The organism is Treponema berlinense (assembly GCF_900167025.1).
Lineage (GTDB): Bacteria > Spirochaetota > Spirochaetia > Treponematales > Treponemataceae > Treponema_D > Treponema_D berlinense.
In genome coordinates this window covers 111,936-133,967 of sequence record NZ_FUXC01000007.1, presented here as the reverse complement: position 1 = coordinate 133,967, position 22,032 = coordinate 111,936, and the positions used below count along the sequence as shown (strand labels likewise).

General features: G+C 40.6%; 15 protein-coding genes and 2 tRNA genes. 4 read left to right on the top strand and 13 right to left on the bottom strand.

The features are described from left to right. Positions 1-638 precede the first annotated feature (638 nt). From B5D47_RS07130 to B5D47_RS07120, 3 genes are read right to left on the bottom strand one after another with little or no spacing between them, the layout of a single operon-like run. On the bottom strand, positions 639-950 hold the full coding sequence (locus B5D47_RS07130; protein ID WP_078931147.1) for a hypothetical protein: 312 nt from the start codon (positions 948-950) through the stop codon (positions 639-641). Between the two features lie 29 nt (positions 951-979). Next, positions 980-5,677, bottom strand: a complete 4,698-nt coding sequence (locus B5D47_RS07125; RefSeq protein ID WP_078931146.1) for a SpoIIE family protein phosphatase — start codon at positions 5,675-5,677, stop codon at positions 980-982. Between the two features lie 26 nt (positions 5,678-5,703). After that, positions 5,704-8,700 carry a hypothetical protein gene (locus B5D47_RS07120; protein WP_143592626.1) on the bottom strand — a complete coding sequence of 999 codons (2,997 nt, stop codon included), beginning with the start codon at positions 8,698-8,700 and terminating at the stop codon, positions 5,704-5,706. Between the two features lie 196 nt (positions 8,701-8,896). Between B5D47_RS07120 and B5D47_RS07115 the strand changes: the two genes are divergently transcribed. Further along, a complete protein-coding gene (locus B5D47_RS07115; protein WP_234969959.1) occupies positions 8,897-10,294 on the top strand; it encodes a UPF0164 family protein in 1,398 nt (465 codons plus the stop codon). Between the two features lie 57 nt (positions 10,295-10,351). Here the strand turns inward: B5D47_RS07115 and B5D47_RS07110 are convergent, their stop codons facing one another. Next, positions 10,352-11,926, bottom strand: a complete 1,575-nt coding sequence (locus tag B5D47_RS07110; protein ID WP_078931144.1) for a 1,4-alpha-glucan branching protein domain-containing protein — start codon at positions 11,924-11,926, stop codon at positions 10,352-10,354. A 21-nt stretch (positions 11,927-11,947) separates the two neighbouring features. After that, on the bottom strand, positions 11,948-12,643 hold the full coding sequence (locus tag B5D47_RS07105; RefSeq protein WP_078931143.1) for a DUF4912 domain-containing protein: 696 nt from the start codon (positions 12,641-12,643) through the stop codon (positions 11,948-11,950). 303 nt (positions 12,644-12,946) lie between these two features. On the opposite strand from B5D47_RS07105, the gene B5D47_RS07095 reads away from it, so the two are divergent. Further along, the gene (locus B5D47_RS07095) at positions 12,947-13,564 is read left to right on the top strand and encodes a formate/nitrite transporter family protein (protein WP_078931141.1); all 618 of its coding nucleotides are present in this window, start codon (positions 12,947-12,949) and stop codon (positions 13,562-13,564) included. A gap of 258 nt (positions 13,565-13,822) precedes the next feature. On the opposite strand, the gene B5D47_RS07085 is transcribed toward B5D47_RS07095, so the two are convergent. From B5D47_RS07085 to B5D47_RS07065, 5 genes are all read right to left on the bottom strand, one after another. Continuing rightward, complete coding sequence (locus tag B5D47_RS07085) at positions 13,823-14,860, bottom strand: GGGtGRT protein (RefSeq protein ID WP_078931139.1); 1,038 nt, start codon at positions 14,858-14,860, stop codon at positions 13,823-13,825. Between the two features lie 22 nt (positions 14,861-14,882). After that, positions 14,883-15,584 carry an iron-sulfur cluster assembly scaffold protein gene (locus B5D47_RS07080; protein ID WP_078931138.1) on the bottom strand — a complete coding sequence of 234 codons (702 nt, stop codon included), beginning with the start codon at positions 15,582-15,584 and terminating at the stop codon, positions 14,883-14,885. 299 nt (positions 15,585-15,883) lie between these two features. Then, positions 15,884-17,224 carry an MATE family efflux transporter gene (locus tag B5D47_RS07075; protein ID WP_078931137.1) on the bottom strand — a complete coding sequence of 447 codons (1,341 nt, stop codon included), beginning with the start codon at positions 17,222-17,224 and terminating at the stop codon, positions 15,884-15,886. Between the two features lie 62 nt (positions 17,225-17,286). After that, positions 17,287-17,359, bottom strand: a tRNA-Lys gene (locus B5D47_RS07070). 75 nt (positions 17,360-17,434) lie between these two features. Further along, a tRNA-Lys gene (locus B5D47_RS07065) sits at positions 17,435-17,507 on the bottom strand. A 232-nt stretch (positions 17,508-17,739) separates the two neighbouring features. On the opposite strand from B5D47_RS07065, the gene B5D47_RS07060 reads away from it, so the two are divergent. After that, entirely contained in the window at positions 17,740-18,228 is a 489-nt protein-coding gene (locus B5D47_RS07060; RefSeq protein WP_078931136.1) for a hypothetical protein, read from the top strand. A 269-nt stretch (positions 18,229-18,497) separates the two neighbouring features. After that, on the top strand, positions 18,498-19,451 hold the full coding sequence (locus B5D47_RS07055) for a hypothetical protein (RefSeq protein WP_078931135.1): 954 nt from the start codon (positions 18,498-18,500) through the stop codon (positions 19,449-19,451). Positions 19,452-19,526: 75 nt separating this feature from the next. Here B5D47_RS07055 and mtaB read toward each other — a convergent pair whose 3' ends face one another. From mtaB to B5D47_RS07040, 3 genes are read right to left on the bottom strand one after another with little or no spacing between them, the layout of a single operon-like run. Next, on the bottom strand, positions 19,527-20,957 hold the full coding sequence (gene mtaB / locus B5D47_RS07050; RefSeq protein WP_078931134.1) for a tRNA (N(6)-L-threonylcarbamoyladenosine(37)-C(2))-methylthiotransferase MtaB: 1,431 nt from the start codon (positions 20,955-20,957) through the stop codon (positions 19,527-19,529). 2 nt (positions 20,958-20,959) lie between these two features. Then, on the bottom strand, positions 20,960-21,583 hold the full coding sequence (locus B5D47_RS07045; protein WP_078931133.1) for a tetratricopeptide repeat protein: 624 nt from the start codon (positions 21,581-21,583) through the stop codon (positions 20,960-20,962). Between the two features lie 4 nt (positions 21,584-21,587). Then, the gene (locus tag B5D47_RS07040) at positions 21,588-21,947 is read right to left on the bottom strand and encodes a bactofilin family protein (RefSeq protein WP_078931132.1); all 360 of its coding nucleotides are present in this window, start codon (positions 21,945-21,947) and stop codon (positions 21,588-21,590) included. Positions 21,948-22,032 lie beyond the last annotated feature (85 nt).

Below are 22,032 nucleotides of genomic sequence, written 5' to 3'. Positions count from 1 at the left end.
GCCTGCTATCTTGTCTTTCCTTTTTCCTTCACTGATTTTCTTTTCAAAGAACTTACATCAACCGTCTTAACTGACGGTGAAAAAGATATTAACACGGACTTAACAAGTTTGTCAAGCGCTTCTGTTAATTTTTTTATTTTTTTTGAGGCTTTTTTATTCACCCTTTCGGGAGGCCGCTGCCTCGTTGCGGCGTGAGAAAGAATATATCACCCATACACGTTTTGTGTCAAGCGCCCTTTTCTCTTTTTTTGAAAATTTTTGATTTTTTTTGAATTTTATTTTTTTACAGCGCGTTACTGTGCGCTTTTGCGCACGCCCCTGCTTGTGGCAGGGATCCTGCGTGTCTGCGCCACGCTGCGAGTTTGCTCCGCAAACCCGGGAGATTTTACTGTGCGCTTTTGCGCACGTCCCTGCCTGTGGCAGGGGATTCCGCGTGTCTGCGCCACGCTGCGGCTTTGCTGCGCAAACCCGGGAGATTTTACTGTGCGCTTTTGCGCACGTCCCTGCCTGTGGCAGTGGATCGGAAGGGACGCGGAGCGTGTGTTTTTGCCTGCAAAAATACCGGAGGCTTATGCCGTAGCCCTGGAGAGCCCGGTTTTTGTGCAGCCTTGCGGAACAAAAAGCCACCCGGATTATTTTTAGTTTTGTTTTTCTTTTAGAAGGTCTTCGCGTTGCTGGATTTCGGCTTTTAAATTTTTTATTGTATTCAGGTGGCTGAGGAACGGCTCCTGGTCTGGGAGAATCGGGATATTTTTTTCAAATGCGTCCAATGCGCTCTGTCCGAGAGATGCGATTTCTTTGCGAAGTTTTGCCTCAAACTGTTTTTTTTCGATTTTGAGAACGCTTTTGTCTCCGAATTTTGTGACAGCGGTTTCTGCTTTTGAAAACGCCTCCTTTGAAGCCTGAACGCCTTTTTTTAAATAATTCTGAAGATTTTCCTTTAATGCCATAAGGTCCTCCTTTTAAAACTTTTGTTGTTTTACAATTTTTTGAGAGCAAGAAGCGTAAGGTCGTCTGCCTGCGGATCTTCGTTTAAATTCTGATAATAAATATAGTTCGGTTCCTGCAAATCGGCAACTGAAGAACAATAATATGAATAGCGGCTGAATGTTTTTTTTAGGAATGCGTCGATTTTTCGGTCTACGCGGACTACATCGCCCTGAACCGAGATTCCGCCCTTTTCGTTTTGTTCTGCGCTGCCCTTTGACTGCGGAGTTTTGTACATTCTGAATACTTTTTCGACTGCAACAAGCGCCATGATCGCCTCGTCAATATTGCCTTCGAGTTTTGTAAAGTCAAATATGAGCTCTTCGTCCGGAGTCGGGCTGTGATATTTTGTAAGACGGTAAACTTTGCGGTTTAGGACTGATTCGAGAATCTCTTTTACCCTTTCGTATTCAACCTGTTCGGAAGTCTGGCCGATTTTGTGATTTTTGTGAATTCCGTCGTTATTCAAGTCAGGTTCACGGCATTCTGTAACCTTAAAATCTTCCGTCCTGAAAAAACGTGTAGATTCCTCGATGCCGTCAGTATAAAGAAAAAGAACGTCGTCTGGATTTAGATGAATTTTTTCGACAACAAAACCGCCTTTCATTTCGACCATAAATGACGGAAGCGGGCCTGCGGCAGGAGACTCGTGCAAGGCGAGTGTTTTTATTGTTTTTTCCTTGCTGCTGAAAATATGGATTATATTGTCTCCTGCGTTGCACAAATGCACATCGCCGTTTTTTGAATCGAACAAGGCTATTAAAAGAGTTGCAAATTTGCCTTTTACTCCGAGAGATTCGATAAAATCGTTTATTTGAACTACGAGTTTTCCGAGCGCTGTTCCGTGGGTTTTAAATGTCCACTGTTCGAAATATTTCCGGAAAAGAGTTGCCACAACCGTCATAATAAGGGCTGCAGGAACCCCGTGGCCGGAAACGTCGCATTTTATGACAGCGTAAAATCTGTCGTCGAGCTTTTTGTAGTCAAAATAGTCCCCGGAAACGTCATCTGTTCCTTCGTAATAACCAAAAAGCTGGAAAGTTTTTTCTTTTTCTTCTGCGGTTGTCTTTTTTCCGCCTTTTTCTGCCAAAGAAAGCGGAAGGAATGTCTGCTGGACAGCTTTTGCGTCGAGCGAAAGTTTTTTCTGTTCGAGAGATTTTTCTTCTTCTTCCGCCGCCTGCACAAGACCGGAAGTCATTTCGTTTACGGCATCGCCTAAGGTTCCGATCTCGTCGTGGCTTTTTATGCTGATTGTAAAATTTTTCAGTTTTTTCTTGTCTTTTGTTTCTGTAATTACCTTTACGTGCGCCATGAGTTTTTTTAGAGGCTCAACAATGAGAGACGCCAAAAACCAGGAGCCGATTATACCCAAAAGCATTGCCACAAAAGCGACAACGCAGGCAACAATTATGATTGTGTTTCTGGAATGGGAAAGAGAACTTATAAGTTCTTCCGCCGAAACCTGCAGAACCAAAACCGCATGCAAAAGATTTTGAGAATTGTTGTTTTTATAAAAAACTGGATAGTAAAAAGTGTAGATTAGATTATTTTGCGCAAGCGAATTTTCGTTAAAAACAGGAACGGACTGTGTGGCTGAACGAGAAATGCTTCTTAAAATTGCCGTGTATTCATCTTTTTTTTCGCGAGAATATTTTTCTGAAATATCTTTTAAAATATCATCGACTTTTTGATGCGCAGTTTCTTCAAGAGGAGCACATTGAAGGGCAATCTTTGATTCGACAGTTTCGCTCTTAAAACGGCTTTTTCCGATCAAAGGCTCCGCTGTGTCGAGTTTTTGACTTATTGCCGCGGTATTTTCGGTCGAAGCCCAGAAAAAGTCGAGGCTTGAGCTTCCAGCGCTTTTTCCGCGGCCGATTACAGTTGAATAGATTGCCGGACCAAAATTGTTTGTCTGACGAACCAAATCTATAAGTCCGACAGAACTTCCGCCTTCAACCGCGTCGTTCATTGCGTTTTGAACAGAATTTGACATTCCTTCGAGAAGAACTGTAACCTGCTCCTGCATGCTTTCTACGAGTGTTTTTCTCTGAGTCTGAACCATTCTCCGTCCAAGAGAAGCGGAAACCATTATAACGATTGAAATAACAAGCAGAACTGTAAAACCTACAAGTTTGAGTTTTAAGCTTGTCTGTCGCTTTTTCAATTTTTCAACCTTAATTTTTTTACTCAACGGCATAACATCTCCTGTCAGAAGCGCAGCAACTTCTGAATGAATTAAAACTGATTCCCGCAAAGCGCTGGCAATTCCATAAATTGCAAAAACAACGGAAAGTACGCAGAATATTGCAAGAAGAATAAAAAGAAGATCCACAACCTGGACCGAATATTGTTTTTCCGAAGAATAAGATTTCCATTCTGCGGAAGGCACAAACGGCCGTTCAATTTTTACAGTTCCGGATTCATCTATTTTGAATTTATTCGATTCCGCATTTTCTCCGCCGCTTGTTCCGCGCCTTGAATGATGCACAAAAATTTTATAGTTTCCTTCTTCCAATTCTTCAAGATGAAGGTTCGTAATGAGGTTTGAAGAACTGATTTTATAATCATTTTTTGAAAGATAAAAAGTTTTTTTGAATTGCGGCTCTCCGCTCTTTTCGACAATAATCTGGTCAACTAAACCTTCGTAGTCAAAATCCTGGCCAAAAATATTTACCGATAGGTTTCCAAATTCATCTTTTTTTGTCTGAAGTCCGGAAATCACCGTATGAGGAGAATATTTGTTTACAACAAGAACAACCGACCCGCTTTCTCCGGCGTTTCCGGTCTCGTCAATTGCGCGCACAGAAAAAACATAAATTCCGTTGCGGCAATTTTTAAAAGTGAGGGAATTTTTTCTCAAACCGACAGTCTTTGAAGGCTTTTGGCTTTTTTGAATAAGTTTTTGCGACTGCCCTTCAATTTTCTGTAAATATTCAAAAATTTCTTCTTTTTTCTGCTGGTTCTGCCTTTGATTTCGTATGAGGGAATTCTTAAACTGCGGACTCAAATCCCTGACTTTTGAAAAAGTCCAGCTGTAGCCTGCAACGTCCGTATCGTCCTGATTTTTTTGCCAGAAAACAGAAAAAGAACCGTCGTTTACAAAACCAAAAACGTCCTTTTGTACAGGAAAAATCGAAACTTTTTGAGGAGGCGTAATGTCGCGGTAATAAGAAATTTGAGATGATTCAGACCAGTTTCCCGCCGCGTCAAGAACTTTCGCCTTAAAAAAATATTCTCCGTCTTCGTCCGCAGTCGCACTTACCGTGTATGAGCGTCCGGAAGAAATATTTTTTTCTACGACAAGCTCAGAACTGTCTGTCGAAGGCTCGGTTTCCGGCGATTTTGAAAAACTCCAGGAAAAACCTGAAATTCCGCTCGTGTCCTGAGGCATTGTAATGCGGATTTTTACTTTTTCCTGCGAAGAACGGACATTCTTTTTAAAATTAACCGCTTTTAAAACCGGAGGAAGAACAAAATGATCCTGCTCAACCGCAAAAATCTGAGGATTTTTATTATTTTTTTGCCAAATGTAAGAAATTTCATTTTTTAAGGAACTTGACGAAATTACAGGACAGACAAAACTCGAATTTTCGCTGTTTTTAATAAATTTTTGAGAGCCAAAACTGTTTTCCGAATTTTTGACAGCGGAATAAGCGCCGTTGTTTCCGTCAAACCAGACAAGGCTCGTCTGACCGTCGTATTCGAAAAAAGCCGGGCGATGAGAATTCTTTAAATCAGAATATTCACGGACCCGTCTGTTTTCAAAAAGTTTTCCGTCAGAAGTAATTCTGGCAAGAGAAATATATGTATTTTCTGAACGAACTTCGTTTCGCTCCCAGGCGCACCAAATCTGAGAATTTTTTGAATAAACGACAGGACTTTGGTTTGAAAACCCGATAAAAGAATTTGCTCTCCGGCTAAAAGTCGCATTATCGTCCGTCAAAAGCTGAGGCTGAGAGAAAGTTTTTAAGCCGTCGGCAGAAAGAGTCGAATAAAGCTGAAAAGTCTTTGGTTTGTCCGGAACAGAAAAATGCGACTGAAAAACAACCAGATCACCTTCAGAAACAGGACAAAGATACGGCGAAAAAGAATTGTCCAAAGTTTTTGCCGGCTCAAAAATCAAAAAATCCGACCAAAAAAGTCCGTCTTTGGAAACAGAATAAACTATTGAAAATTTATTTTCTTCTTCAAGGGAGGCAAAAAGCACAAAAGCGTCATTTTTTGTCCTGAAAATTCTTGGCGCAACAAGATGCCTTGAAAACATTGAAACTTTTGTCTTAGAAAAATTTTCCCCTCCGTCTTTAGAAGTGTAGATTCCAACTTCGTACTGAGATTCGCTTGCCGCGACACAGACAGTTCCGTCAGAAAGGCTTGCAGCCGAATAAATGTCCGGAACCTCGCCAGAAAAAACAAAAGGACCGGCAACTTTTTTTGGAGACGACCATTTTTCTGAAAAATCTTTTTTTTCGATGAATTTTATGAAAATTTGAGAATTTAAAGCCTCTTCAAAAAAAACAAAATTCGTTCCAGAACCAGAGACAACAACCGGAAACTGAGTATTTTTTTCGGTGACCGCAACTGGCGCTTCAAAATAAAGACTCTGGGCCGACAAAAACAGATTGAATGCGGTCAGCGCGATAAAAGAGAAAACCGTTTTTTTTATTTTTTGAAAATCTTTATTTTTCATCATTTTTTTTATAAATTCTCCGGCATTTTTTACATATTTTCAATTCGCCGTTTAAGTTTTATAACTTTAGCAACCTGAGGATTTTTTGTGAACAAATCGTTTATCAAAATTTCAGCCTGCTCTTTTAAGCCGTCATTGTAAAGTCTTTCCGCCCTTGAATAACGAACCTCGTCAGCATCATCAAGATAATTTTTTACAGTCGTCGCCTTTGAATTCAGAATGTAGGCCTCATCCTTAAGTTTTTGGGCAAGAGTATTGCGCCTGTTTAGCGAAAGAGCTTCGTTTAAAAGCGCAATTTTTTTATTCAGATTTTTTTCGTTTTTAGCAAGAGCAGTAAGTTCGTTTGAACGGGCAAGTTTTTTTCTTGTCTGCTCGGATTGCGCAAGACGGCTTAACTGAGATTCAAAATCCTTTACGGCAAGCGCAACAGCCTTGTTTTCCGGGATTATTTTTTGAAGAGCCTTTATCTCGTTGAGAGAATTCCGTAAGTCAACTTCGCGGCCAGAAGAAGCCATAGCTTTTGCCTGATTTATTTTTTGAGTTACGGTCGAATTAAACACAGACGGATCGAGAATTTTATTTATCAAAAGATTCAAGTTGCCGGCTTCCTGGTTTTTCGGAAAGACCCTCTGAACTTTACGAACTTCGTCTCTCGCCTGCACCAAAAGTTTTTTGCCTTCGTCCGTATTTCCGGAAGAATAGAGTCTTGAGCCTTCATCGTAATGAAGTTTTGCGTTATTTAGATAAGTTCCCATGTCTTTGTAGAGAGGATCTGCGTACGAAATTTCTTTTCCTCCGCTTGATTCGAGAGCTTCCTTTACAAGAGCTGCAAGTTCCGTGATTTCCGAGTTTTCCTGAGCCTGAGTTTTTTCCCAAATTTCTGACGCGCTGTCGAGGGAACGCTTCGCGTATTCAAAATTTCCGGCATAATAACCATTGTAAGCGTCCGTGATTAAAGAACGTACGGTCGAAATTACCCAGCCATTCTGCAAAGCCGTAATTTTTTCGTCGGTAAGCGCGATTTTTGAAGAAAATTCCCTTCTAAGCGAATCGTTTTCCTCAAACTGAAGAGATTTTTTATAAGTTGAATCTGCATCGGAAAGAAAATTCCGCGCCTGATCGTACTGTTTTTTTTCAAGATAAGAAAGAGCGGATTCATAAAGCCGTCTTGCTTCATTTGCAGATTTTAACGCTTCGTTTGATTTTGCCTTTGCGCTTGCCATGATTTTTTGACAGTCGAGCAAAAGTCCGTTCATTGCCACAATAACCGACTCAAGATTCAAAACGCTGTCTGTATAAATTTGCTGAGTTCCACGGAATTTCTGTCCGCCATCAAGTTCTTTTCTAAACCCGGCAAGAACGGCAATTTCTTTTTTAATTTTTTCGGTCAGCTCCTCACATTTTTGAAAAGCCTTTGTCGGATAAAATTTTACGATTTTTGTTTCGGACTCAATTTCTTCAATTCCGTTCAAAAGAGAATCTGCTTCAACCCTCTTAAGCGTAAAATCGGCCAGCTGACTGTCGCCTTCGTCAGAATATGCTTTTGCGAGAGTTGACCAGACATTTCCCGCCTGATTTTCACATTCGTTTTTTGCAAGCAGAAGAATTTTATCGTAAAAATCCAGAGGAACGCTCCAGTCAAGAATTTTATTTTCAGCAAGAAAAGCTTTTACGGACTGGGAATTTTGTTCTGTCTCAATTTCTGCAATTTTATTTTCATAATAAGCCTCAGAATTTAAAATTTCTTTTCCAAGGACAGAAAAATTCTTGTTTAAGCTGATTTTTTGCGCAATCTCAAGATTTTTGTCAGCAACGCCTTGAGCAAGAGCAATGGCATTTTTTAAATTTTTTGCCGAAAAATTTTGAATAAACAAAAGAGAATCCTTGTATTTTTCAAAACCAGAAAAATCGCCGCCGTCAATTTTTTTATAAAAAGAATAAATTTCCTGCCCCTGCGATGCAAATTTTGCCGCACCGTCTGCAAGTTCAAAAACCGGAAAAGTTTCAATCTTGGAATCAAAAATCCGCGGATTTAGGGCAAACTGGGCGTTTATGAGGGAAAATTCAGTTAAAACCGCTTCGTAAACCGTATTTTTTAAATCTTCGGCGCGGCTGTTCAAAAAAGCATCGACCGCGGTCAAAATTCCGGAAGAAGAAAGGTTTTCAAATCCAAAAACCGCCCGGGTGCTAAAAGTTATGTACGAAGTGTCGCCGAGTCCGGGATTTAGTTCGATTGCGCGCCTGTCGAGAGATAAAAGTTCGTTTCCGGAAGAATAAATTTCGTTTCTTGCGCGGATAATTTTTTCAAAGGAGCGGCTCATTTTTTTTAACGCAGATTCTGATTCGTCCGTGCGTAAATTTTGAACCGCCGATTTGTATTTTTTATAATCTTCCTGACAGTTTTTTAGAAGTTCCTTTAAGCTTGAATTGAGTTCAGAAAGTTTTTTAATCTGTTTTTCGACTTTTGCGTTCAGTTCGTCCGGATAAACGACCGCAATTTCTTTTTCGCCTTCAAAAACCACATCAGAATCTTTAGTTTTTAGAGAAAGCGCTTCCAAAGATTTTTGTGCTGCAAGAAAATAATTTTCTGACGAATCAAAGTCCGCATTTTCGACAAATTCCGCGCTTTGAGCCAAAATCGAATTTGAGCGGTTGATGTAATACGAAAGGCGAATTGTGCGCCGGGCATCGTTTGTAAAATCGACAGCTTCTTTCGGCGGATTCTGCTCCATTTTTTCGAGGGAAACGATGATGTCCATTTTTTTGCTGTCGAGAGCATCGGACTGCAAATCGTTAAAACCGGCCGATTCCCGCATTTTTTCCGCAAGAACAAAAGCCTGCGCGTTAAAATCCAGCCTTTTTTTCATAATTTGCGAAATTCTTTTTTGAGCGCGGTCAAACTGTTCAGGATTTTTTTTTATAAAAACCGAAAGCGCTTCAAGAGCGGAAGAATATTCATTTTTTTTTATGAGCAGGTCAATTTCCGAAAGCGAAAGAACTTTTTTCTCCAAAACAGATTCCTGCAAAGAAGTATTTTCCTGAGAAAAAAGCGGAAAAGCAAAAAGAGAAAAAATAAAAATGCCGGCGAAAAATTTAAAGCGTACCAATTTTTAATATTTTCGGTATTATTTCTTATGCAATAAAGGTAAAAAACCGAAATTTAAATTAGAATAAAGTGAACGGCAGTTTTTTGAATATTGAAACAGATTTTGCGATAAATTGATGAAGAAATTCAACATTCAAAAACAAGATTCAATTCATACTGACACAAAATTTATGCAAAAAAAACAGCATTTCGCCAAAAAACAAGCATTTATTTTTCTCGCCATTCTGGTTTTTAACGCCGTAGCCACGCCTTTTTGCGTTTTTGCGCTCGAGCTTAAAGACGTCAATTCAAAACTGAGCGATGTCTTTGCCTCTTTTTCTGACAGCAACGAAGGAACCACAGTTTTCCGTTCGCTCAATATTCCAACCGGAGGACGCTCAGAAAGCTTAGGAACGGCAATAACAGGACTTTGCGACGACATAACTTTTTTTGACTACAATCCGGCAGGCTCGGCGGTTTTAAGCAATTCAGAGATCGCATTTTTTCACAACTCTTGGATTGCAGACTCGGCAATGGAAACTTTAGAAGGAAGCATGAGATTCAACAATCTCGGAATGGGACTCCAGTTAAAGTGTTTTTATGTTCCGTTCACAGAATACAACCTTTTTGGCGACAAGCTTGCAGGAAACTATTACTCAGAAACTTCTCTCGCGTTCAACATGGCGTATAATTTTTTGGCAGGATACAATTTTAAGGGAATTGCCGCAGGTTACACGGTGCGCGCCTCGTGGCGAAATATGCCAGATTATGCAGACAATCAGACAGACAAAATAAAAAGCGGCTCAGGACTTGAACAGTCGGCTCTCGGCTTTATGGCGGATTTTGGACTTCTCGTAAGGTTCAATTTTCTCAAAAATTTCAGCAGCCTTGAACCAAATTTTAATTTTGGACTAGCCCTCAACAATCTCGGCCTTGCCTTTACAGGCTTTTCTAAAAATTTTGAACTTGATGATTCGCTTCCGACAAGAATAAGCGCAGGTTTTTCGTACAGGCTGTTCAAAAATCTTCTTTTTACGACAGAATTTCGCCAGCCTGTAAACCTAATGAACTTTTCATCTTCGCAAAAATTTTCGTTTGCCAGCGGCGCAGAAATCAACGTTACGGATTTTTTTGATTTTGAAGCAGGATTTATGCTCAGCGGAGGCAATCCGCGTTTTAGCATTGGAAGCCAGTTCGACATAAAAGGCATAAAAATGAACGTAAATTATACTCTCGACCTTACAACTTCGTTCAATCCGGTAAACCACATAAGCCTTGCGGCGCGGCTCTTGCTCGGAGACAGGGGACGCTCAAAAACAATGGCAATGGTTTACGAAAAATACACGGAAGGAATCGAACTATATTCAAAGGGCGACAGGCAAAATATTCAAAAAGCGATTGAAAAATGGACAGAAGCAAAAAACATGTCATCTTCAATCGGAATAAAATTTGATCCGGCAATAGAGGCGATAACTGCCGCCCAGGATTTACTGGACGTCCACGACCAGATAAAAAATTTCGGCTCACTAAACTAAATAAAAAAATCTGCAAATTCACTCAAACTTTGAACTTGCAGACTGTTTTATAAAAAATTACTGTTTTCGGCAGAAGATGCGGTAATTCAGCCACGGAAAAAGATTGTGCTCTTTTTCGAGTTTTGTAAGCCATTCTGTGCTCACAGTATTTGAACCCAGGGCATCAAAAACTTTAGTAAAATCAATAACGCTCTTTGTGAAAGTTTCTCTTGCAAAATCAGAAAAAACTCCCGAATGAATCATCTTTGCAAGTTCTCCAGACTGAGCAAGCATGAGCTCTTTTGCGCCAAGAACCAAAAGCCTCACCTTTAAGCCAGTGTCGTCAGGAAACCGGCCGGAAAGGTCGACCATGCGTTCGCACATTTTTCTTGTATAGCGCAACATCCAGCTGTTAGAACTGTCCAAAAGGTCTTCGCCATAACCAGTTCCGCTCGCAGCAGAAGGATAAGGCGTTATTTTTTCGAGCTTAAACTGATCTTTTATCAAATCGCCGGTAGCGACAAACTTAGAAGAAGCATTTTTTCTCAAAACCTCCTCAAAAAAGTCCATTCCTTCAGCCCAGCATTGTCCCAAAGCCGCAGCTTCAATCGTACAGACAAGAACAGGATTTTCAAGATATTTAGAAGCTTTTTCGAGTTTTTGATTCTCCTCGTCTAAAAAAGCGGCAGCATCAATTTTTGCCTGCTCCAAAGCCTTTTTAGAATCATAAGGCGAATCAGAATCATCTTTTTTTGACCAGTAGCGGAACAAGGTGTTGCTTCGAGGCGAATCCGGCGGCAAAAAGCCTTCAAGCTCGCTCTCTTCAAGCTCAAAACCAATGTCTTTTTCCTGATTTTTATAAACCGGATTTGAAGAAAAACCTTCGCAACCGTTTATTTTCTGAGAAGCTTCGCCGTCACGTCCAAAAACAACAAGCGAATTCCAGCAACGGTCAGGAACAAAAATTCCAGTCTTAGGCGCATTCTCGCTAAAAAGAATTCCGTGAGTATCCAAAACCGTGTAATTTATTCCGTAAGAACGGAGAGTTCTTTCAATTCCCTTTACGTATCCCATATATGGAAGCCAGAAACCGTCAGGAGCACGGCCAAAAAAGTGCCTGTGCGACATAATTCCAGTTTCAACCTGAGCGTTCAAAACTTCAGGCATATCGGCATAATGCGGCAAAAAAGCGTAAGTTCCGCACGAAGCAAGAATTTCAATTCTTCCGCGCTTTGCAAAACCAGCAAACTGTTTTAAAAGGTTACATTCGTATTTTTCAACAAAATCTTTTCTAGTCTGAACAATTTTTTCGAGCTGCTCTTCGGCATTTTTTAAAAGTTCAGGACAAGAGGCAAGTCTTTTCTTTTCTTTTTGACCAAGAACAATGCAACGGTCAAGCCATTCAACATACTGACTCTGCAAAACCTCGTCATCCAACATCGAGCACAAGACCGGAGACAAAACAATTGAAAATTTTGAATCGATATTTTCGGCCTCAAGTTTATTAAGAAGATTTACAAGCGGAACATAAGTCTGGCTCAACGCACCAAAAAAAATATCATTTTCCGCCCCAGGAAGTTCGCCTTCTTTATAGATATGACGAACATAAGGCTGATGCGCAACGACAACGATTGAAAGATTTTTTTCTGACATTTTTAACTCCAGCTCCGTTAATTACAAAAATGACTGACGATGATTTTCAAAATGAGCATTCAAAAGACCTTTCATATTAGAAAGCTCAACCAATTCTCCAACATCAAGTTCCCGTCCAGGAAGCGAATTCAAAACCGGAGAACCTTTCGGAAGCTCAATTTTTCTGGAAACAGCAAGATTTTCGTCATCCTTGCCACCGCTGTACTGAGCAACCAAATCAAGGCGCACAAAATTTTTCCCCGGCGACAAAAGCACATACTGCTGTCTGTCCGAAATTCCGAGCTGAACGTCAAAAGATTCAGCAGGCTTTTCGTCATCGGCATTTTCCCAGAAAGAAACACGAAGACAAAGCGATTTAAAAGAAAAATCAGAATTAAGACGGGCAATGTCCGCCGCAGAAATATCCCAGTAAACAAAAACCCAGGCAGGATTGCGCAAAACCGCACAAATTTCAGTTTCGTTGTAAGTTTCAGGCAGAGTTTCTTTTTTTTCAAGAACTTCGGCTTCACCATCAACCTCAGAAATATCTTCGTTTTCAGACTCGGACTGCAATTCTTCGGCAGTTTCCAAAAGTTCCCTGATAACAAAACTTCTGTTCAGATTTTCCGGTATATCAATACCAAATTCATCAGCAAGCGAGAGCAAATCCGCAGTTGACAGAGTAGCCAAGTGCGAAAGCGTAATATTTTTAGTTTCCATAATTTTAACTGCTTCCATAATCTTAAAAAAAATAGTTTAAGTCAATTAAAAGCGCAAAATTCCAGCCTTAAATCCAGCCATAATTTGGCAAAACCAGCCTTTTTTATGCAAAATTTTGAATTTTGGAGCACATTTTTTGTAAAAAAAATATTTTTTCAACAAAAATTGACAGCTGTCTCAAAAACCAGCTTTCCGCAGTTCCGCTGCCGCTCCATTCGGCAAAAGCCGAACGCTGCGCGCTGCTACAATCCGGGCTGCATTCCCCTTCGATTTGCGATTTCCCTTTTCCTAAAAGTTTTTTTTTACTAAAATTAAGGCATTATGATAAACGAAATTAAAAAAGCAATTCTTTCAGGCATCCTTATTTCAATCGGCGGATGCGTTTACATGGCAAGCGTGACGGCAGGACTAAAATGGTTCGGCGCTCTTCTTTTTTGCGGCGGACTTTTTGCAATCTGCATTTACGGATTCAACCTTTACACAGGAAAAGTCGGCTATCTGGCTTACGATTTCAAAGACAAAAAAGCCTGGGAACTCGTAATTGTAACCTGCTTTTTTAACCAGCTCATAACATTTTTAATCGGAATCGCAGTCGGAAAATATTTTCCTTCAATTCAGGAAGCAGCGGCAAAAGCATATTCAGCAAAACTAGCCGCTCCGCTCGCAAAACTGTTTATTTCCGGCATTTTCTGCGGAATTTTAATGTTTCTTTCGGTAGACACCTGGAAAAGCGGCCATAAACTCGGACTTTTTATCTACGTGCCAGTGTTCATAATCGCAGGATTTGATCACTCGGTAGCAAATTCGTTCTACAACGGAGCAGCCTTTGGACCAGAAACCTTTACCCTAAAAAACGCAGCCGTAGTCGCCACAGTAACAATAGCAAACGGACTAGGCGGCTGGATATTCCCGCTATTAACCAAAAGTGCACGTCCGTGAGCTGACAAGAACAAAGTTCTTGTCGTTAGTTTTCTTTATGCGCCATCCGTGGCGCCATTTTTTTACAAAAAAAGACAATTTCCGGGTTTTATAAACATCTGGCAAAATGCACGTCCGTGAGCTGACAACAGCTTCGCTCTTGTCGGTTAGTGTCTTTATGCGCCATCCGTGGCGCCATTTTTTTTCAAAAAGACAATTTCCGGGCATAAAAAAAGAGCGTCAAAATCGACGCTCTTTTTATTTTATTCTAAACTTTTTTTAGAATGAACCAGCTACAGCAACTGCGCAAGCAACGGTGCAGCCGACCATTGGGTTGTTGCCCATGCCCATAAAGCCCATCATCTCTACGTGCGCTGGAACTGAAGAAGAACCTGCGAACTGAGCGTCTGAGTGCATACGGCCCAAAGTATCTGTAAATCCGTAAGAAGCAGGACCTGCAGCCATGTTATCTGGGTGCAAAGTGCGTCCTGTACCGCCGCCACTAGCTACAGAGAAGTATTTTTTGCCTGCGAGCAAGCGTTCCTTCTTGTAAGTACCTGCAACCGGGTGCTGGAAACGAGTCGGGTTTGTAGAGTTTCCTGTGATAGAAACATCAACATCCTCGTGCCACATAATTGCAACACCTTCGCGAACATCATCAGCACCGTAGCACTTTACAATAAGACGCTCAGGATTGTTTCCATAAGGAATTTCTTTAACAACTGTCAAAGCCTTGTCTGTTCCTTCGCCGTTAAAGTAGTCAAACTTAGTCTGAACATAAGTAAAACCATTGATGCGGCTGATAATCTGGGCAGCGTCTTTTCCAAGACCGTTCAAGATAACGCGGAGCTTGTTCTTGCGAACTTTGTTTGCGTTTGCAGCGATTTTAATCGCACCTTCAGCAGCAGCAAAAGATTCGTGGCCTGCCAAAAAAGCAAAACACTGAGTTTCTTCAGAAAGAAGGCGGGCACCAAGATTTCCGTGTCCAAGACCAACCTTGCGGTCATCAGCTACAGAACCTGGCAGACAGAATGCCTGAAGTCCTTTTCCGATATTTGCAGCAGCTGTAGAACCAGTCGTGTCGCCAGTTTTTTCAGCCTCTTTAATTGCAATCGCAGAGCCCAATACGTAAGCCCATTTTGCATCTTCAAAACAAATCTGCTGTGTAGACTGACAGATTTCATAAGGGTCAAAACCGCGTGCCTTGCAAAGTTCACGAGCCTGGTTCAATCCTTCTTCGCCTTCTGCGAAACCATATTCTTTAAGAGCCTTGTTTACCTGTGGGATACGGCCTTCAAAATCTTCAAATAATGCCATTTTATTTCCTCCGTTCCTACAATTAGTTTTTGCGAGGGTCGATAAGTTTTACCATACCCTGATCTTCAGTTACACGACCATAGTGTGTGCGCGCACCTTCGATAGCCTCGTTGGCAGGTTTTCCAGCCTTAAGAGCATCCATCAATTTACCAAAGTTAATACAGTTGTAGCCGATAACCTGATTGTCCTTGTCAACAGCCATAGTCTCAACATAGCCTTCTGTCATTTCAAGGTAGCGAGGACCAGTCTTGCGGGTTGCAAACATAGTTCCAACCTGAGAACGAAGGTTCTTTCCGAGGTCTTCCAAAGAAGCGCCAACTTTCAATCCGCCCTTTGAATAAGCCGACTGAGTGCGTCCGTAAACAACCTGCATAAAAAGTTCGCGCATAGCAGTATTGATAGCATCACAAACAAGGTCTGTGTTCAATGCTTCGAGAAGAGTTTTTCCGATAAGGATTTCTGAAGCCATAGCAGCCGAGTGAGTCATGCCGGAACAGCCGATTGTTTCAACCAAAGCTTCTTCAATAATGCCGTCTTTAATGTTCAAAGAAAGCTTGCAGGCTCCCTGCTGAGGTGCACACCAACCGACACCGTGTGTAAAACCAGAAATGTCTTTAATTTCTTTTGCCTGAACCCATTTTCCTTCTTCTGGAATTGGAGCCGGCCCGTGATATGCGCCTTTAGCCAAAGGACACATATGTTCTACTTCTGCTGTGTAGACCATAGATTTTCTCCTAAAAAATAAAAATCTGTTTTGATTCCGTCTCATTCTTTTTAGAAGAGACTGTTTCTCTATTTTATGCAGGAATTACAGCATTTTTTCAACTGCAAACCACTACATCATTTCATTATTGATTATAGTTTTTTTAAAATTGAAATTCAACGACAAAAACAAAAGTTTTTTTTAATGATTTTATGGGCGTTCCGGTTGTATTCACAACCGTCAGGCCTTTCGCCCTTGCATTGTCCGTCGCAGGCAACGGACAACGGCTGCGCCGGGGCTACAGTCCTTAACGCGTCTTGTTATTTTTCCTTAGAAATTACAAAAATAAACGAAAAAAGCAGCATTAAAAACGTGATAATCCAGCTTATCGGATAACTTAAAAATATATTGCCAAAAGAATACAGGCCAGGAAGCTTAAAAACCGTAAAAAGATAAATAAGGCGGCTTCCACAGACAAAAATCAAAGTCATAACAGCAGGCATAAAGCTCCGCCCCATTCCGCGAATACTATTAGCCATAACATCCATTATTCCACATGTAAAATAAGTTGAACAAATCACAAGAAAGCGTTCCGAAGCCTTTTCTATTACAAGAGGGTTTGCCGTAAAAAACGAAAAAAGCTGTCTGCTAAAAAGAATGCAAATTCCGCCAATAACAGCGCCGACAATGCAGACAGAAAAAAGACTTGTCAAAACAACTCTCTTTACGCGGTCAATTTTCTTTGCACCGACATTTTGACTTACAAAAGTAAGGCTTCCCTGGGCAATGCTGTTCATCGAAATGTAAACAAAACCTTCAACGCTTTGGCTTGCGCTGCTTCCGGCAACAGCAACCGCTCCAAAACTGTTTACGGTAGATTGAATAACCATATTGCTAAAGCTAAAAAGACTGCTCTGAAAACCTGCTGGAAGTCCGATTTTTAAAATTTTCGCAAGAATATCGCTGTTAAGGCAAAGTCTTTTTAAGTCCAGCTTAAAATCATCGTTTTCTGTAAGAAGAATAAAAAGGACGCATACGGCAGAAAGAGTCTGGCTTATTACAGTCGCCCACGCTACCCCGGCAACATCGAGATTAAACTTTATTACAAAGACAAGGTTTAAAACAACATTTAAAATTCCGCTTACAAAAAGAATATAAAGCGGCCGTTTTGTGTCGCCTTTTGCACGTAAAAGAGCGGAACCAAAATTGTAAACAACGCTCGGAAAAATTCCGCAGAAATAAATTCGCAGGTAAAGCGCAGAAAGAGGAAGAACTTCTTCTGGAGCGTCCATAATAATCAAAATCTGCCGGCTAAACAAAACTCCGACAACGCTTATAAAAACTCCGCATAAAAGGCTCAGGACAAACGAAGTATGAACCGTCAAACTTACTTTTTTTGAATCTCCGCAACCGGTAAAATTTGCGGCAACAACATTGCAGCCGATAGAAATTCCTAAAACCGTATTTACAAGAAAATTTACAAGAGAACTTGTTGAACCGACAGCGGCAAGAGAATTATCTCCAGCAAACCTGCCTACAACAACAACATCCGCCGCATTAAAAAAAAGCTGCAAAATTGAACTCAGCATAAGCGGAATCGAAAATTTCATTAACTTGGGAAAAATTGCTCCCGTCGTCATGTCAATCTGATTGCTTTTCATTTTTTATTTCCGATAAACCTAAATATAAAAAAAAACGGTCATCAAACTGATGACCGTTTTTGTGAGCTACGATGGACTCGAACCATCGACAGCCGCCTTAAAAGGGCGGTGCTCTACCACCTGAGCTAGTAGCCCGTTCATTCAACAGTGAATGTCTAACCGTTCGGTTAAACTGAAAAAAAACGGCCACCGAACTGATGACCGTTTTTGTGAGCTACGATGGACTCGAACCATCGACAGCCGCCTTAAAAGGGCGGTGCTCTACCACCTGAGCTAGTAGCCCATTCACTCAATCGCTGAATGCCTAATTACTATATGATTTATGAAAAAAAGTGTCAATATCTAAAACCAGTTTTTTTTATTTTTTTTGAAAAAACTTAGTTTTTGCTTTCTTAGAAAACTCTTACCCTAAATTAAGCGGATTTTAAGGATTGCATTTGTTTTTGGTTATAAAGTTTGATACATAACAAAGCTGCATCGGCAACTTTTTGATTTTATTTTTTAGAGGTGGTTTTATGAAAAAATCCATTAAAATTATTTTGGCAGCAGTTTTACTTTCTGTCTTTGCAGGAACAAGCATTTTTGCAAAAAGTCCAAGGGCAGAAGAAAAAAACGACCAGTCAAGAGAACGGGCTTATCAGCACAGAAGAAACGACTTTCCGCCAAGACCGCACTTTAACATGTTTGATGACGACAGCGTTTCTGTTATCGGAACTATAAAAAAAATAAGTTCTGACGCAAGCCTGATTACAATTACAAACACTGACGGAAAAGACGAAACATTTGCATTGACTCCGTTTACAAAAATCTGCATTCCGCCAGAAAGAGCTTTAAATCAGCAGCCAGAAAATCCTGAGCAAAAACCTGAACTTCCTCCGCCATGCTCAACGGCTGCAGATTTGCAGAAAGACGACTGGGTTATCGTAAAAACAGCTGCTACCGACACAAAAACTCCTGTCGCAGGAATTATTTTTGTTTCTAAAAAAACAGTTGAAAAAAAATAGCATCTAACAAAAAGGCGCGTAAGGTTCTTAAAACTTATCCGGCGCACTTACGCCGGATGCGCCGGGCTTTAGTTGGTGTTTAAGAACGGATTGAGAAAAATCAATCCGTTCTTAAACGGCAATGAGGGCTACCGAACCCAGAGCAGCCGGTCGCGGTAAATAAAATGCCGTCCTAAAAAAAATCCGGAAATTTATAAATTGTGTAAATAAAATAAAACAGCCTTTAAATAATCGAAAATCTCTGCAATAATAAATACAAGGTTTTTGAAATGGCTGAAATTAAAAGTGAAAACAGTGAAATTTTCGGACGCAAGATTTTTTTTGTCTGCGCGACATTCACCCTTAACACAAATATTATTTTGCGGTTGATGGAACAAGAATATGAAATTTATAAAATCGATGAACCACGCCAGTTAAAAAATCTTTTAGAATTAAATCCGCAGTCAATTGTCTATTTTAATGTCGATACCCACTTTGCTCCTCAGGTTTGGTTCAATTTTATTTCGAGTTTTGAACATAATCCGAAATTTGAAAAATGCGATTTTGGTGTTTTTTCTACAAAAGGAACTGGAAAATTTCTCTACGGAAACGCATTAAGACTTTCGGCAGGAACTTTTACCCTTGATAAAAATTTTGGCGAAGTTATGGGTCAGCTTTTGCAAAAACTTGAGCTTTTAAAAGCAAAGGGAATGAGAAAATTTGTGCGCTTAAAATGCGCCGACAATAAATCCGCCGAAGCTTATTTTATAAGCGGAAATATGATGTACAAGATGAATTTTATCGACATTTCGTCTATCGGCGTCGGACTGATCGTTCCTATGAAATATGCGGGATTTATAAAAATAAATTCTGTAATTCAAGGACTTACCCTCGTTCTCGGAAACAAGCAGCTTAAGGTGAATGCAAAAATTCATACGATAAAAGTTGTTCCTTCAGGAATTTTGGCCGCACTTATTTTTACTCCAGACACGCCGGGAAGTTTCAGAAACTACGTGCGCACTTATATCTGCGAGGAACTCCAGAAAAAAATGACCGCGAACCTCATAAAATTGCAGCTGGACGATACGGATTACACGATAGAAGTTCCGCTTGCCGTTGACGGCGATGAAGAGCAAAAAAAAGCTGGAAAAGCTCCTGAAGAAAATAATGCGGAAAATTCTGCAAAAGAAGATTCCGGGGAAAATAAAAATCAAGAACCAAAAACTCCCGAAGAAGCTGAATAAAAACTTACAAAATCAAAAATTGAACAAAATTCAAATAGAAACAGACAATTTTAGGATTGCTTTTTAATTTTTAAACTAGGAATTTTCTTCCAAAACAGCAAGAGTGTCGCTTTCTCCGGAAATTTCGTTTTTTGAGAGAGGACGCAAAATCTTTACTTTTATAAGAGAACCTGGCTCAGGAAGTTTTTCGTTCGTTCCGAATACAAGTTTACAGTGAAGAAAATTGCCGGTTACTGCGTGGACTACGATTCTGTCTGCAAAGATTTTTGGCCTGTGGACAGTTTCGCAAACGGCTTCAAGCACCTGCCCTTCAAAAGAAGCTATATACTCTGATTTTGACTTATTGTTAAAAGCTTCCAGCGCCTCAATTCTTTTTCCCGCAACTGAATTTGGAACCATAGGGCGCATAGAAAACGCCTCTGTGTTTGGGCGGGCACTGAACGGAAAAGCGTGGACAAAAGCAAAGCCGCAATCAGAGAGCATTTTTAGAGTGAGTTCAAAATCTTCATCGGTTTCGCCAGGAAAACCTGCAATAATATCGCAGGCAAGGAACGGATTTTTCTTTGCTTTTTTTAAGAGGGCGCAGGCTTTGTAAACGGCTTCGATTTTGTAAGGACGCTTCATTCTTGCCAAAACAGAATCGCTTCCGCTCTGCACGGAAAGATGAAAATGCGGGCAAACCCTGCTGTCGCTGATTATTTGCGCAAGCTCTTCATCAACGATTTCCGGATAAAGACTTGAAATTCTAAAGCGGATTGATTTTGTATTCTGCAAAAAAAGCCTCAAAAGGCCTGCGAAATTTACAAAACCGTCTTTGTAACGTCCGTGATACTGAGAAATGTTTACTGTCGTAATTACAACTTCGTTCTGACCTTTTTCTTCAAGTTTTTGAACACGTCTGATTGCTTCTTCGGCGTCCAAACTCACAGATTTTCCGCGTGCAAGGCGAATTGCGCAATAAGTGCAGACACAGTTGCATCCGTCCTGAATTTTTAAGGATGAACGCGAATGATGGGCAAAGTCGTCAGGAACAAGGCGGAACGGTTCTTGAATTTGATTTTTTCCGGCTGTTTTATAAATCGTTTCAAAACTTTTTTGAATAAAAGCGGCAAGCTCTTCGCCATAAAGTTGTGGATTTTGCTTTAAAATTTCCGGAACGTCGGCAAGATGTCCTTTATACTGTCCGCCCAGGACGCAGATTTTTTTTCCGATTGCAAGAATTTCGTCGCGGCTGTTCTGTGCATAGCAGCCAGTAACGAGAACTGCACTTTTCGGGCATTTTGTAAGAAGAAGGCGGATTATTCTCCGCGCTTTTTGCTCGGCCTTTGCCGTAACTGTACAAGTATTTACGACGCAGAGTTTTACGGACAAATTTTCGGCAGTTGCGGCGGAAAAAGGCGACATTGAAATTTCAAAACCGGCATTTTTAAATGCGCTAGCCGCACCTTCGCTTTCGACCTGATTGAGTTTACAGCCGAGTGTTTCAAAGTGAATTATTTCGGACATTTTTAGCGGAGTTTTGCGACAACCCGTTCACGGCCGCGGATTGCATCGGAATTAGAACCATTGAGTTCGATTGCTTTGCTGTAGGCTTCGAGCGCACTGCTGTAATTTCCGGTCATTTCGCGCGCATAACCGCATCTAGTCCACCAATAATCAACCAAAGGCTCTGTATGAACCGCAGTCGAAAAAGAAATATCCGCATGCTGATATTTTGCCTGACGGATATAAATTTCGCCCATATAATAATAGGCATTGCCAATACGGCTTCCGTTCGCAGGAACATTCGCCAGATAATACTGAAAAAGCTCGAGCGCGGCAGTATTTTTCCCGAGATAGAATTTTGCCTCAGCCTGAATTTCAATCAAGCGTACGTCAGTTGAATTGATTTTCCGGGCTTCTGCTGAACGCTGTTCCGCTTCCGCATACTGTCTGTTGCGGACAAGGCTCCAGCAAAGAACACAATACGAATCAATATTCTGCGGATCTTCCACTATTTCCTGTTCGCAGATTTTTATTGCTTCCGCATATTTTCCGTTGCGGTAAAGAACAAGAGCATCTGCCTTCTGCTGCGCAAAAGACTGAATCGAGAAAAGAGAAATTATTATTAAAGTTAAAATTGATTTTTTCATTATTTTATCCTTGCATTGTGCATTTGCCGGAAAAATGAGAACCAGGTTCAAGAACAACCTGCTTTGCAGAAATATCTCCATTTACAGAGCCTGTCGAGGAAACAAAAATCAAATCCTGACCGTTTATATTGCCTTCAACCTTTCCACGAACAAGAACACGGCTTGCTGAAATTCCTGCATTTACTACCGCATTCGAATCAATTACGAGATCGCTTGTTGCCTCGATTGAACCGTTTACATTTCCACGAATCATAAAAGGCTTGGTGAATTTTATTTTTCCGCTAAAAGTAATATCGGAAGCAAGAATCGTATCAAAATCTTCTTCTTCAAGATCGAAAAAGTCAGTGTCTTTTACATCAAACATTCTTCTATTTTACAAATATAAAAGATTTTTTTCAAGGAAACAGAAAATGACTGTAAACCTTAAGCGCAAACCTGTGTCAAAGTTG